General features: G+C 64.4%; 10 protein-coding genes. 3 read left to right on the top strand and 7 right to left on the bottom strand.

What is annotated here, in order from left to right; all coding sequences use genetic code 11:
* The first annotated feature begins 81 nt into the window (after window positions 1–81).
* Together QME71_07700 and QME71_07695 are read left to right on the top strand one after the other, a co-directional pair.
* Window positions 82–2,247 (top strand): hypothetical protein, encoded by a 2,166-nt coding sequence (locus QME71_07700; GenBank protein ID MDI6858177.1) that lies wholly within the window; start codon window positions 82–84, stop codon window positions 2,245–2,247.
* Window positions 2,248–2,302: 55 nt separating this feature from the next.
* Window positions 2,303–3,073, top strand: a complete 771-nt coding sequence (locus QME71_07695) for a hypothetical protein (GenBank protein MDI6858176.1) — start codon at window positions 2,303–2,305, stop codon at window positions 3,071–3,073.
* 24 nt (window positions 3,074–3,097) lie between these two features.
* Here the strand turns inward: QME71_07695 and QME71_07690 are convergent, their stop codons facing one another.
* The 7 genes from QME71_07690 to QME71_07660 form a co-directional block, all read right to left on the bottom strand.
* Entirely contained in the window at window positions 3,098–5,809 is a 2,712-nt protein-coding gene (locus QME71_07690) for a valine--tRNA ligase (protein ID MDI6858175.1), read from the bottom strand.
* 552 nt (window positions 5,810–6,361) lie between these two features.
* Entirely contained in the window at window positions 6,362–7,105 is a 744-nt protein-coding gene (locus QME71_07685) for a hypothetical protein (GenBank protein ID MDI6858174.1), read from the bottom strand.
* Window positions 7,084–9,783, bottom strand: a complete 2,700-nt coding sequence (secA, locus tag QME71_07680) for a preprotein translocase subunit SecA (protein ID MDI6858173.1) — start codon at window positions 9,781–9,783, stop codon at window positions 7,084–7,086. Before secA ends, QME71_07685 begins: the two co-directional genes overlap by 22 nt.
* A gap of 3 nt (window positions 9,784–9,786) precedes the next feature.
* The gene (locus QME71_07675; protein MDI6858172.1) at window positions 9,787–10,734 is read right to left on the bottom strand and encodes a ribose-phosphate pyrophosphokinase; all 948 of its coding nucleotides are present in this window, start codon (window positions 10,732–10,734) and stop codon (window positions 9,787–9,789) included.
* Window positions 10,735–11,005: 271 nt separating this feature from the next.
* Complete coding sequence (locus tag QME71_07670; GenBank protein ID MDI6858171.1) at window positions 11,006–11,293, bottom strand: winged helix-turn-helix transcriptional regulator; 288 nt, start codon at window positions 11,291–11,293, stop codon at window positions 11,006–11,008.
* A gap of 37 nt (window positions 11,294–11,330) precedes the next feature.
* A complete protein-coding gene (locus QME71_07665) occupies window positions 11,331–12,497 on the bottom strand; it encodes a hypothetical protein (GenBank protein MDI6858170.1) in 1,167 nt (388 codons plus the stop codon).
* Between the two features lie 193 nt (window positions 12,498–12,690).
* The gene (locus tag QME71_07660; protein MDI6858169.1) at window positions 12,691–13,161 is read right to left on the bottom strand and encodes an Hsp20/alpha crystallin family protein; all 471 of its coding nucleotides are present in this window, start codon (window positions 13,159–13,161) and stop codon (window positions 12,691–12,693) included.
* A gap of 287 nt (window positions 13,162–13,448) precedes the next feature.
* On the opposite strand from QME71_07660, the gene QME71_07655 reads away from it, so the two are divergent.
* On the top strand, window positions 13,449–14,399 hold the full coding sequence (locus QME71_07655; GenBank protein MDI6858168.1) for a J domain-containing protein: 951 nt from the start codon (window positions 13,449–13,451) through the stop codon (window positions 14,397–14,399).
* The last annotated feature ends 3 nt before the right edge of the window (window positions 14,400–14,402 follow it).

The raw sequence follows: 14,402 nt of genomic DNA, 5'->3' as shown, positions 1-14,402 counted from the left end.
GGAATCTCGAAAGCAGACGGCATTTTAGGAATCCAAGGGCAGGCTCGGTTTAGTATCATACGCAAGAGGAGGGCACGCGTGATGGCACGAGTCCCATTCCGGTACAGGCTTCCGCTCCTTGCCTACGCCGTCGTCATCGCTCTGCTGGGCATGGAGACGCCCGTTTACGCCGATTCCACTTATATTGGCCTCGAACCCGCCGTAACTTACTTCGTCCAGGGCGCCTGGTACGACAGTGACGCCGTGCTCCTCAACAGCATGACCGGCTCCTACTACGACAATAAGGTGAAGGTCAGCAACGCCTCTCTGCTCCGCACCGGTTGGACTATAGAGGTGGTCAGCGACCACGGGCCCGTTCCGGAACGCATGATCATCAACTCCATCCTTAGCGACTGTGACAACGCGGTGGACGACGATGGCGACACGCTCGTGAACGAGGGCTGCCCCACCATCGACGACGGCATCCCCCATCCCGAAACGGGCGACCAGTGCGACAACGCCATCGACGACGACGGCGACGGCAAGATAAACGATGGCTGCCCCACCATCGACGACGGCGTCCCCAACCCGGAGACCGGCGGCCAGTGCGCGCAGGGCGACACCGTGGACGACGACCTCGACGAGTACGTGAACGACGGCTGCCCCGCAATGGACCCCGGTGGCATTCCGCTTCCGGAGACCGGCGCGCAATGCGACAACAACTGGGACGATGACGACGACCTCAAGGTCAATGACGGCTGCCCCGCCGTCGGCGACCCCGAGACGGGCGACCAGTGCAAGTACAACGTCGACGATGACGGCGACGGCAAGATAAACGACGGTTGTCCCGCCGTAGCCACGCCGGAAGGTACCGCCTATTGCACCGACCTCGGTCAGACCAGCCTCCAGGACCTGGACGACGACGGCGACGGCTACGCCAACGACGGCTGCCCAACCGTCGACATCGAATACGAGCGCGACATCTACTTTTCCAGCAATCCGCCGCCGCCTATTCTCCAGTGTCAGAACAGCCTCGACGATGACGGCGACACCAAGGTCAATGACGGCTGCCCCCAGTACGACGTTGAGGCGGAGACCGGCGCCGCCTGCGCCAACGCCATCGATGACGACGGCGACGGCAAGGTCAACGACGGCTGCCCCCCCGACAGCCCTGAGTCAGGCAGCCAATGCAACAACGCCATCGACGACGACGGTGACAGCCGCGTCAACGACGGCTGCCCTAAGGTGGGCACCCCCGAGACATACGCCGCCTGCACTAACGCCATCGATGACGACGGCGACGGCAAGGTCAACGACGGCTGCCCCTATAAGGAAAACAGTACCCTGGATACGCTTGTCGTTACCCGCTGGGTAAACGGCGTCGCCGACAGCCACAGCGCCGGCGCTCCCGTTCGCGATCACATAATGAAGACAGACATTTGGGTTCGCAATATCCCCGCCAGCCATCCGTACGGCCTCGGCGGCTTCGAGGTGCGCCTGTCCTTCAATCCCAATCAGCTCGAATACCTTCAGCTGACCCTCGACCTCACCTGGATCCAGAGCACCGGCCGCACTGCCTGGTGCAGCGGCCCTACCCCCAGCAGCGGCCTCGTCGTCGCGAGCTGCTCCACGACTGGGAACCCCGGAGAGCCCTATCCGTTGGGCCCCACAGGGTCCGGGCGAATAGCCACCGTCTGGTTCAAGGTGAAGAATGAAGACCTTGTCTCGCGCTCCCTGCTTCTTACCGGCTCGAAAATCCTCGATATCACCTCCACGCTCATCAGCGCGTCGTTGCAGGGCGGATTTGTCCGCACCATCCTCTGCCCCGACGCCAACCTCGACGGCCGCGTCACTTCCCTCGACGCCACGTCCGTCTGGCTACACACAAATGACCGTGGGCAAAACAGCGGCGCAACGCTGGCCCAAGCTATCGATACGGTACAGACCACGCTCCCGGTCAGCGGCCTCGGCTCGCTCGCCGTGGGCCAAATAATCGCTATCGACAACGAGCACATGCAGGTGAATGCCGTTTCCGCCGGACCGCCGGCCACAATCGAGGTGACCCGCGGCCTCTATAACGTACCCGGCTACCCGACCACGATCAAACCGCACGCCGCAGGGACCGGCATTTACATCGCGACCATCGACGGCAATTTCGACGGCAAGAAAGGCTACACCGACCCCAGAGACACGGACAATAACGGCGTTTTGAACACACTGGACGTAGTGCCGATGTTCGGAATACTCAATTCATGGTGCCCGAGCTAGCGCGCCCTTGTGCGCTGCTCCCGAACAGCAGAATGTAGTCCCGAGAGGAAGAGGAATGAAGAAACTCTCCCGTCTGCTCCTACCGCCCGCCGCGCTTGCTGCCGCAATGCTCCCCGTCGCCGGCCTTTCTCACGTGTCCGCCGAAGAACAGGTCGCCATCTACCTCGACGTCGATACCAGCGACGGCCCCTGCGTCGACATTGACTCCGAGCGGACGGTGGAGGTGGGCGAGACGTTCGAGGTGGCGGTCTGCGTCAAAGACCTGTCGAGCGAAATTGGCGTCTTTGAAATCGACGTCTTCTACGACCTGGACGTCATCTCAGTGCCCGAGGTCCCCGACCAGGGGCTGGCGACCGATGACAACCCGGACGCCAACGCTGGCGACACCACCTGGGGCGACCCTCTCGGCGACGATTTCGATTGCAGCTACGGCGGCGTCGCCTACCCGAAGGGGAACCGTCCTTCAACCGGCAGAGCCAACCGAGTAGGCGTCGCCTTCATAACCTGTACTACCATCGACGGTCCCTGGTGGCTTGGCGATGATGAGACCGAGGGGGTGCTGGCCGTGATCACCATGCAGGGCAAAGGCAAGGGCACCAGCGAGCTCGCCTTCACCAACACCGTACTGGGCGACGCCTGGGCTGAAGAGTTAGGCACCTGCGATCCCGAGGTGCGCTACCCGATGCCCTGCAACGGGGCTACCATTCACGTGACCAAAGAGGGAAGCGGCCTCGGCTGGCCGGCGCTCCTCGGCATCGGCCTGGGTGTCGCGGCCGTAGTCATCGGCGCCGTCTCCGTGCCGCTCTACCTGCGACGCCGCCGCTAGGCCTGTTGTCCGCCGGCAAACGCGCTAGCGGGCAGGCGATCCCAGCTCCCGCAGCCGGCGGCGCAACCCTTCGAGCCGGCCCTCCGCCTTCTCGAGCTTTTCGCGCTCCTTCTGCACAACCGTCGCCGGCGCCTTCGCCGTGAACTCCTCGTTGGCCAGTCGCGTTCGTAGCCGCTCTACTTCCCCCTCGGCCTGCGCGATCTGCCGGCCCAGGCGGCTGCGCTCCGCTTCGACATCGAACAGCCCCGCCATCGGCAGCACCACCTGCGCGTCCTTGAGCACCGCCGTCACCACCGCCTCGCGTGGAGCTTCGTCCGCCCGCGAGACGATGTGCAGTGGACGCGCCCGCGCCAGGGCCACGATGAGCAGGCGGCTCGCCTCGATCGATCCGCGTCCTTCGGATGAGGAACCGATAATGTATGCCTCGACGAACCGGGCCGGCTCCACCCGGTGCTCCGCCCTGATGTTGCGGACCGCCCTGATGGCCTCGATGACCGCCTCGGCCTGCCGCTCCGCCTCCTCGTCCAGCCACTCCGGCCGCGCGACGGGGAACGGCGCTATGATCAGCGCCTCCGCCCGCTCTTCCGCCAGGTGAGGACGCAGCGCCTGCCATATCTCCTCGGTGACAAACGGCATGTACGGGTGGAGTAGGCGCAGCGCCGCGTCAAGGACGTGCACGAGCACGGGTAACGGAGAGCGGTCGTCGGCCGCCAGCCGCACCTTCGACATCTCCAGGTACCAGTCGCAGTACTCGCCCCAGAGGAAGTCGTTGATCTCGCGGGCGGCGATGCCGAACTGGAAGTCGTTCATGAGCTGCGAGGCGTTCGCCACCAGCCGGTTGAGCCGCGACATGATCCAGCGGTCCTCCAGCGGCATGCCCGCGCGCTCCGCAGGCGCCGGCGGCGATAGCTTCTCGTCGTCCAGCCTGCCAATGACGAAGCGGGCGGCGTTCCACAGCTTGTTGGCGAAGTTGCGCCCCGCCTCCATCCGCTGCTCGGAGATGCGCAGGTCGTTTCCCGGGGTGCTGCCGGTGACGAGCGAGTAGCGGACGGCGTCGGCGCCGTACGCCTCGACGGCTTCCACCGGGCTGGCGATGTAGTGCCGGCCCGCCGTTATCTTCGACTTGCTGATCTTCTCGCCGCGCTCGTCGCGCACGAGCCCGTGCAGGAAGACCCAGCGAAACGGTATCTCCTTCATGTTGTAGAAGCCCATCATGATCATGCGGGCGACCCAGAAGAAGATGATGTCGTAGCCGGTCTCCATGACGGACGTGGGGTAGAAGTAGCGGAGGTCCGGCGTGTCTTCCGGCCAGCCGAGCGTCGAGTGCGGCCACAGCGCCGACGAGAACCAGGTGTCCAGCACGTCAGGGTCGCGCTCGATGCGAGAGGAGCCGCAGTGCTGGCAGACCTCCGGGTCGTCGACGGTGACCGTCTGTCCTTCGCAGTCGCGGCAGTACCAGACGGGTATCGGGTGCCCGAACCAGAGCTGGCGCGAGATGCACCAGTCGCGGATGTTCTCCATCCAGTTGAGATAGACTCTCGTGAAGCGCTCGGGGACGAAGCGGATGCGCCCGTCGGTCACCGCCTCGATTGCCGGCTTCGACAGCGGCTCCATGCGCACGAACCACTGCTTGCTTACCAGCGGCTCTATCATGGTGTGGCAGCGCTGGCAATGCCCTACGCTGTGGACGTACGGCTCTGTCTTGACGAGGTAGCCGCGCTCTTTGAGGTCCTTTACGATGGCATCGCGGCACTCGAAGCGGTCCATCCCCTCGTAGGGCGCGCCTTCTTTCGTCATCTTCGCGTCGGGGCCGACGCACATGATCGTCTCCAGCCCGTGGCGCTGCCCGATGTCGAAGTCGACCGCGTCGTGTCCGGGGGTTATCTTGAGCGCGCCGGTGCCGAAGGCGGGGTCGACGAGTTCGTCGGCGATGACCGGTATGTGGCGCCCGACGATGGGCAGGAGCGCGGTGCGTCCGACGATCTCCTCGTACCGGGCATCGCCGGGGCTGACGGAGACGGCGACGTCGGCGAGGATGGTCTCGGGGCGCGTCGTCGCTATCGTTATGTAATCGCCCGTCTCCCGTCCGGCGTCGTCGAGCAGCGGGTACCGGACGTACCACAGGTGGCCCTGCACCTCGTGGTGCTCGACCTCGAGGTCGGAGAGGGCCGTCTGGCAGCGGGGGCACCAGTTGGCGATGCGTTCCCCGCGGTAGATCAGGCCGTCGTTGTACAGATTGACAAACGTCTGGCGGACGGCGCGCGCCGGCCCGGGATCGAGGGTGAAGCGCTCGCGCGTCCAGTCGCAAGATGAGCCGAGGCGCTTGAGCTGTTCGCGTATCTTTCCGCGGTACTCGTCGACCCAGACGGCGACGCGTTCGAGGAACTTCTCGCGCCCGAGGTCGTGGCGGCTCACGCCTTCCGCCGCCAGCTCGCGCTCGACGACGTTCTGGGTGGCGATGGCGGCGTGGTCTTCGCCGGGCAGCCAGAGGGTGGGCTCGCCGAGCATGCGGTGCCAGCGGGTGAGAATGTCTTCGAGGGTGACGAAGATGACGCTCCCCAGATGAAGGTCGCCGGAGACGTTAGGCGGGGGCATGATGATGGTGAAGGGCTCGCGCGCGGGGTCGATTTCGGGCGTGAAGAAGCCCCCGTCTTCCCAGAAGCGGTAGAGCCTCTGCTCCACGTCGCGGGGGTTGTAGGCTTTGGAGATTTCCTTATCCTTTGTTGTTTTCGCCATGCTTTCTCCGCTGATGAGGCCGGGGATCAAATCTAGCATAGGGTCGGCAGGGGGTTAAGGCAAGTGCGCCCCAGCGCCCGCGCCCCACGCAGGGGCGGGCCTCCCCGCCTGGCGGCGGGCAGGTGCGCCCGCCCGGGCATCGAGCCCGCGCAAACGCCCGAAGCCGCACGTACTGCCCGCCATCCGTTTGTGCGCTTTGTTACCCGCTCTCGGATCCGCTGCTCGATGGCGGGCGACGCGCTCGCGAAGCGAGCGGGCTGCCGCGAAGCGACAGCCCTGAGCGCCGCAGGCGCTCGCGTCGCCCGCGCACCGCGCAACCCAGAGCCTGGCACGGCACACGCGGACAGGCGGGCGAACGCCATCCGTTTATCCGCTTCCGTGACCCGCGCGGGAACAGGACTCCCCGCTTGCCGGCGGGCAGGGCGCCCGTCCAGGCATCGATCAAATTGCCCGCCCCATTATGTCGGGGGGCGGCGCTTGGGAACTCTGGGTGGGTACGGGGAGCTCCGTTAGGTCGACGAGAAAAGATGCGCGGCGGGCACGATGTTCGCCCTATGGGGGGGAAATGCGGCGGCGCCGGCAGTCCTCCATCTTCGAGAGCTGGAGCAGCGCCTTTCGCGTGTCCGAGGCGATGCGGGCAGGGTCGCAGTTGTCTACGCGGTACTTGAACAGCCAGTACGTGAAGTCCTTGAGGTCGCTGTAAGAAATGGAGTCGCCTGCGGGAAGGCGACGCTTCTCCCGGAACAAGGCCAGCATCTCCGACCAGCCCTTACCGTAGATGCGGCGGAACACCTCCTCGTCCACCGGCTCCCGCCGCTCGGCCATGTGCGACCGCCGCTCCTTGTACACCTCTTCTTCGACAGCGGTCTGTAGCGCCTCCTCAACCGTCACGCCATAGTAGTAGTTGAGGTGGGCGCTGTGCTTGACCTTCCCGATGCGCCTCTTGAACTCGTCCTCATCGATCTCACATGGAGGCTGCCCGGAGAAGAGCAGCGTCTCCCGCTCTTCCGTCGGGATGGCGCCGTCGAGGTGTTCCGTCAGGCGCTCTGCGAGCAGCAGCCAGTCGAACGCCTCGCCGCCTATTAGGTAGCAGTACCGGCGTTCGCCGTCCTCTTCCTCGGGGAGGTGCCACAACGCGATCGCGTCGAGCAGGGCGGAGAACCACTCCTCGCCCCCGGCCACTCTCCGGCGCAGGTAGGCCGCCGCCTCTTCACAGCCGAAGGTATCGCGCCGCTTCTCCTCCGCCGCTCGCTCTCGCCCTTTGGCCTTTCCTCTCACAGGTTCTTGCCGTGGCATTTCTTGTACTTCTTGCCGCTGCCGCAGGGGCAGGGGTCGTTCCTGCCGATCTTTTGCGCGCCGATGGGTCGACGCGCCGCGGCCCTGCCGCCGGCCGCCTTGCCACCACCCGCCGCTGCCGCCGCCCTCGCTCCGGCGGGGACCGCCGATGCCGCTTCCGCCTTCCCCTCCTCCGGGGGCGTGCCGCCGTCCCGCCCTGCGGGCGCCGCCGCTGCCGGCGCCTGTTCCGCCCGCCGCACGAACTCAACCCTATAGATCGAGTGCGTTATCTGACGCCGAATGTTGGCGAGAAGTTGCTCCCACATGTCGTGGGCCTCCCGCTTGTAGACGACCAGCGGGTCCTGCTGGCCGTACGCCGCCAGCCCTATTCCCTGGCGCATCTCGTCCATCGCCGTCAGGTGCTCCACCCACAGCATGTCGATAACGCGCAGCATCACCAGCCGCTCGAGCGTACGCATCGCTTCCGGCCCGACGTCGCGCTCCTTGCGCTCGTACTGCTCCATGGCAGCCGCGAAGACAGCTTCCTCCATCTCCTCGCGCGACATTTCGGCCAGCCTCTTGGCGCTGAGCGATGGGGGTAGCGGGAAGATCGCCTCCAGCTCAGCCCGCAGCCCTTCGATGTCCCACTCCTCCTCGCGGCGGCCGGGCGCGTGGAAGTCGAGTATGAGGCGGATTTCGTCGCGCAGCATGTCGAGGATGTTGCTCTTGAGATCGGCGCCCTCCAGTATCTTGCGCCGCTCGCGGTAGATAACGTCGCGGTGCATGTTCATCACGTCGTCATACTCAACGACGTGCTTGCGGATGTCGAAGTTGTGGCCCTCGACCTTCGTCTGCGCCGTCTCAATCGCCTTCGTGACCATCTTGCTCTCGATGGGCATGTCCTCGTCCATGCCCAGACTGCGCATCATATTCGGAAGCCATTCAGGGGCGAACCGGCGCATGATGTCGTCCTGGAAGGAGACGTAGAAGCGGGAGCTGCCGGGGTCGCCCTGGCGTCCGGCGCGGCCGCGGAGCTGGTTATCGATCCGGCGCGCCTCATGGCGCTCGGTGCCGATGATGTGGAGACCGCCTGTCTCCACCACCTTGTTGTGCTCTTCGAGCCACTCCTCCTGCGGGCGCCCGTCCGCCTTCCCGCCGAGGATGATGTCCGTGCCGCGGCCGGCCATGTTCGTGGCGATGGTGACGGCGCCGTAGCGTCCCGCCTGGGCGATGATCGCCGCCTCTTTCTCGTGGTACTTGGCGTTCAGCACCTGGTGGGAAATGCCGCGGCGACGCAGCATCTCCGATAGGTACTCCGACTTCTCGATGGACACTGTGCCCACAAGCATCGGCTGTCCCGCCGCGTGCCGCTCCTCGATTTCTTTAACGACGGCGCGGAACTTGCCCTCCTCCGTCCGGTAGACGAGGTCAGGGAACTCATGGCGGACCAGCGGCTTGTGCGTTGGTATGACGACGACATCGAGGCGGTAGATCTTGAAGAACTCGTCGCGCTCAGTCCAGGCCGTGCCCGTCATGCCCGCCAGCTTGTCGTACAGGCGGAAGTAGTTCTGAAGGGTGATAGTGGCGTAGGTGATCGTCTCCTGCTGGATCTTCACCCCTTCCTTCGCCTCCACCGCCTGATGCAGACCGTCCGACCACCGCCGCCCGAACATGAGCCGCCCCGTGAAGTCATCGACGATGACGATCTCGCCGTCCTTGACCACGTAGTCACGGTCGCGCCGGTAGAGGATGTGCGCCTTGAGCGCCGCCTCCATGTAGCGGGTAAGACGGTAGTACTGGGGATCGTAGATGTTCTTCACGCCCAGCCACTGCTCGAGCTTCGCGATCCCCTGTTCGGTCAGCGCCACCGAACGCATCTTCTCGTCGATCGTGTAGTCGACTTCCTGCTGGAGGCGGGGGACCAGACGGGCGAAGGTGTAGTAGGTCTGCGTGCTTTCCGCCGCCGGGCCGCTGATGATGAGCGGCGTTCGCGCCTCGTCGATCAATATGTTGTCGACCTCGTCCACGATGGCGTAGTGGAGCTCGCGCTGCACCGTCCGCTCCAGGTCGACGGCCATGTTGTCGCGCAGATAGTCGAAGCCGAACTCGTTGTTCGTGCCGTAGGTGATATCGGCCTGATAGGCCTCGCGGCGCGGCACGGGCGCGATGTGCTCCATATTGGGCGCATCGCTGACCTTTTCAGGGGTGTATATATAGGCGGAATCGTGCTGGAGGCAACCGACGCTAAGGCCGAGGGCATTGTAGACCGGCCCCATCCATTGAGCGTCGCGTTTGGCCAGGTAGTCGTTAACGGTCACGAGATGGGCGCCGTGCCCCTCGAGGGCGTTAAGGTAGAGCGGCAGCGTGGCGACAAGCGTTTTGCCTTCGCCGGTCTTCATCTCAGCGATCTTGCCCTGGTGGAGGACGATGCCGCCCATGAGCTGCACGTCGAAGTGACGCATGCCGGTGGTACGCCGCGACGCCTCCCGCACGACGGCATACGCCTCGGGCAGGATATCGTCCAGCGTTTCGCCCTTCGCGAGCCGCTCGCGGAACTCGTCCGTCTTTGCCCGCAGTCGGTCGTCGCTCAGGGCCTCCATCTCAGGCTCGAGCTGATTGATCCTGGCGACGATCGGCAGCAGCTTCTTGACCTGCTTCTCATTAGCGTCGCCAAAAACCTTGCTGAGCAGCTTTGCCATCATTTATACCTGTTCGAACAGCGCTCCCACCGATTGCCCGCTATGGATTCGCCTTATCGCTTCACCGAGCAGGGGCGCCACCGATAGCGTGCGAATCTTATCGAGACGTTTCTCCGCCGGCTGCGGCAGGGTATCGGTTATCACGACCTCCTCGACAGGGCTCTCGCGCAGCCGCTCGATTGCCGGCCCCGAGAAGACGCCGTGCACCGCCGCCGCCAGCACCTGGCCGCAGCCCTTCTTGAGGAGGAGCTTCACCACTTCGGTCAGGGTGGAGCCGCGGTCTATCTCATCGTCCACTATGAGGGCGTTCCTGCCTTTCACCTCGCCGATGAGCTGTATCGCCTCCGCCGATTGCACGTTCCCTGTGCGCCTCTTCTCGACGATGGCGAGGGGAACATCCAGCTTGGCGGCGATGTTGCGCGCGTCCTTGGCGCGGGCCAGGTCGGGCGCGACGACGACCAGGTTGTCGTGGTCGCGGTCGCGGAAATAGTCGCCGAGACTGGGGAAGGCGGTAAGCTCGTCCACGGGTATCCGGAAGAAGCCCTGTATCTGGGGCACGTGCAAGTCGACGGTGAGCACGCGGTCGGCGCCGGCCGTCGTTATCAGGTCAGCCAGCAGACGGGCGGTTATCGGCACGCGCGGCTGGTCTTTCTTGTCGCTGCGACCGTACGCGAAGTAAGGGATGACGGCGGTGATGCGTCCCGCGGAAGCGCGACGGAAGGCGTCGATCATGATGAGCAGTTCCATGAGACGTGTGTTCACCGGCGAGGCCAGCGGCTGCACGATGAAGACGTCGCGCTGGCGCACGTTCTCGCAGATCCGCACAAAAATGTTCTCGTTGCTGAACTCGAAGACCTCACACTCACCCAGCGGCGCCTCCAGATACCTGGTAATGTTCAGGGCCAGCTCCGGATGCGCGTTTCCCGTGAAGATCCTTAGTTCAGAAAACACCGGTTCCTCCCTTTCGGCGGCTACTCTTTGACAGTCCTCCTCTTATGGCGCGACCGTTTCTCGCCAAAAGGCCGAGCCGAGACAACTCAGACGTCTCGCCCCGGCCCTTGCCTGGAGATAACGCTTGTCCGGTAGACAACTCTACTATATCACCCGTCGAGGGCCGAGACAACCGAAGGCTACGGTGAGGGAAAGCCGGCGGCAAGAAAGAGGGCGCCCTACGACGCCCAAAGGAAAGAGTCCTCCTTTGGTAGAGGCTCCGCTTTTGCCCTCAGGACCGCTTCGCTATGTCGGCGAGCATCTCAGCCAGCTCCAGCGTCGTCAGGCCCGCTTCCCTGTGTTCCCGCAGTATGGCCCCGTAGTCGAGCCAGTAGCGGTTGCGGCGGCCTTCCTTTTGGCGGCTGATCAGCCCGTCCTGCTCCAGCGCGCGCAAGATCGATAGGGCCGCCCGCTCGGTTATCCCGACGGCGGCGGCGATCTCACGCAGTGTGGAACGCGGGCTCCGTCCGACGTGGATCAGGACCAGGGCATGATTAGTAAGGAGACTCCACTTTCCCATTTCCGGTGTCCATTTTCCCTTTTCCTGCCGCGAACGATCAACCTGCCTGGTTTTCAAACAGAAGCAGGATCTGATAGAGGTGAAAGAGCAGCTTTGAGCTGTCCGTCACCAGCACGTGCGCCGCCCTTTGGGCCGTCGGCTCCACGTGCTCGAAGATGTTCACTTCCGTGTAGTGCAGCTTCACACGGCCCTCTATGGCGTCGCGCAGACGGCGCGACTCCACGTACGGCACGTAGCGGTCGGAGCGGTCGTGGAGGACGAACGTCTCGGCGCGCAGGCCCTCCAGGCGGCCGGGCAGCGACAGCGTATCGAGAAAGGCGACGGCGTCGGACGGAAGCCGGGCGAGGAGCGCGTCGAAGCGCGCAGGGTCGCGATTCGTCAGCAAGTCGTACGCTGCCCGTCCCTGCGCCGTCAGAGCATTCAGCTTCGCTTCCGCTCCCGGCTCTCGCTCCACCAGCAGATCGGTGAGTATGCGCCTGTCCTGCGGCTCGTCGAGACGGGCGATGATGTTCTTCGACATGACCTTTACCGTGTGCCGCCGCGGTTCCCAGCTCTCGTCCGTCCCGTCGTATGAGATGACGCCGGTGGTGATGCTCTTGATGAGGTCGTGGAGGTCGTAGTAGCCGCCGAAGGAGACGACAAAGAACACGTCCTCGTTGATCCGGGAGTCGCTCGCCGCGAGCAGCGCCAGCGGCGACCCGATGCTGACGCCGATATAGCCGATCTTCTCTCCGTCCACATCGGGCCGCGCCTCCAGGTACTCGAACGCTGAAATCAGCGCCTCCACCTCGCGCGGCTGTATCAGCTCGTCCTCGAGGTCGGGCGAGAAGGGGACGAGCATGACGATGCCCGCGCGCGCGATGTCGCCGGCGAGACGCACGAGGCGGGGGTCGTCGGGCTCGAGGGGCGGCGCGCCCGGCGACAGTATGAGGGCGCCATGCGGGCCCTCATCGGCGGGGGAATAGACATCGGCGGGCATGTAGCGGTCTTCGTAGGGGAGGAGGATGCGCTCCACGCGCGGCTCATCTGTGACCCAGGTAACGGGACGGACCGGCAGGTCGGTCATGAGGTCGGGGAGGAAGAAGGCGGCGGAGACGGCGGCCCGCCCGTAGGTGGTGAAGGCGAACCAGAGCGATACCAGCAGAATAACCGCGAAGGCGGGGAGAAGAGGCCAGCTCCGCCGGAGAAGCAGGTACCTCTCCATCCCGGAGCTCCGGCTCATGCCTGTCCTCTAAGGCGGCGGGGAACAGCGTCAGACATATTCTTCAAACAGGAAGTTTGCCATTCAGTCTGGGGTGGGTCAAATCTGGAACGTGAAGAGGCCGGGTCGCTTCAACCCGGCCCCCACGTCAGGGCGCAGACTGCGCGGTCCCCTTCAGCATCTGCGCCCGTCTTGTTTAGCTCTTCTTTTCGCCTTCTATCATTCCCTTGGCGGTGACCTTGATGGACTTCGGCCTGACCTGCTCCGCCTTGGGGATAGTAAGCCTGAGCATGCCGTTCTCGAACTCGGCGTGTGCCTTCTCGGCCTCGACCTGCGACGGGAGCGAGATCGAGCGGGCGAACGTGCCGTACCAGTTCTCCTTGCGGTAGTAGTTCGCCTTCTTCTCCTCCTCCTCGTGCTTGGTCTCGCCCTTGATGGTCAGAGTCTCGCCCGCTATCGTGATGTCCACGTCTTCAGGCTTGACCCCGGGCAGCGACGCCTTGACGACGATCTCGTTGTCCGTCTCGTACATGTCGATCGGGGCATAGCCCTCGCCGTCGAAGAACGGCAGACGCCAGGGTCGCATTCCTTCTTCCAGCCAGCGGTCCATTGCCCGGCGCAGGCTGGTCATCTCACCGAACGGGTCCCAGCGGATTATGTTGGCCATCTCCACACCTCCTTGAAGATTACTGCTGGCTATCGCCAGTCGAAACCTTTCTTCCGGTCTTGATTATAGTGAGTGACTCCTATCTTGTCAAGTCCCTTGATAATGGTATTATCAATTTATCTTGACTTCCTCGGTTCTGTTGACTACAATAATTAGTGGTTACAGGCTATTCTTGCCTCTGCCCACCAGCCAAGTCATTGACCGCCAGGCAGGCCGGCGAGCGCAAGAATGTGCTATCATTGGGGGTACTTGACAAAGACTTTGTCAAGTTGATTGAACGAGAATAGATGCGCGGCAAAGACTACTACGAAATCCTGGGAGTGAAGCGCGACGCCTCAGCGAAAGAGATTCGCCAGGCTTACCGCAGGCTTGCCCGAAAATACCACCCCGACGTTAACCCCGGCGATAAGTCCGCTGAGGCGAGGTTCAAGGAGATAAACGCCGCCTATGAAGTGCTCTCCGACGCCGAGAAGCGCAGGAAGTACGACCTCTACGGCGAGCAGTGGCAGCACGCCGACCAGTTCGAGGCCGCGCGCCGCCAGGGCGCCTTCCGCTGGCGACCGGAGGGCGGCGCCCGCGAGTTCTCCTTCGATGTCGGCGGCGGCCTTGGGAGTATATTCGACGAGCTTTTCCGCGGCTTCGGCGGTCGGCGGGCCCGGCCGGCGTCGCAAGCGGTCGAGGTACCGGTAGAGATAACCCTGGAAGAGGCCTACCACGGCAGCCTGCGGGCCCTCCAGTTGCAGGGCGCCGAGCGGTGCCCCACATGCGGCGGCAGCGGCGAGATCGCGGGCGCCGTCTGCCACACGTGTCGCGGCGAGGGAACGGTCCTCAGGCCGCGGCGTATCGAGGCCAAAATTCCGCCCGGGGTCAGCGACGGCTCCCGCATCCACATCGGCGTGGACGGCGCCGACGCCTACCTGCGGGTCGCCGTCCGCCCGCACCCCCGTTTCGAGAGGCGCGGCGATGACCTTCACACGGAGGTCGAAGTCCCCCTCGTCGACGCTGTGCTCGGCGGCGAGGCGCGCGTGCCCACCCTCAAGGGCGACGTCGTCCTCACAATCCCCCGCCTGACCCAGAACGGCCGCGTCTTCCGCCTGTCGGGAAGAGGGATGCCGCGGCTGAACGGCAGCGGACACGGCAACCTGTACGCGAAAGTGAAGGTGGTGCTGCCGGAGAAGCTGTCAGAGCGTGAAGAGAAGCTGTTCCAGGAGTTGAAGGCGGCGCGCGCCGGAGTATAAAGA

Source organism: Dehalococcoidia bacterium (genome assembly GCA_030018455.1).
Taxonomy (GTDB): Bacteria; Chloroflexota; Dehalococcoidia; order DSTF01; family JALHUB01; genus JASEFU01.
Note: the sequence above shows the minus strand (reverse complement) of the source record. Positions and strands in the feature narration are given on the sequence as shown.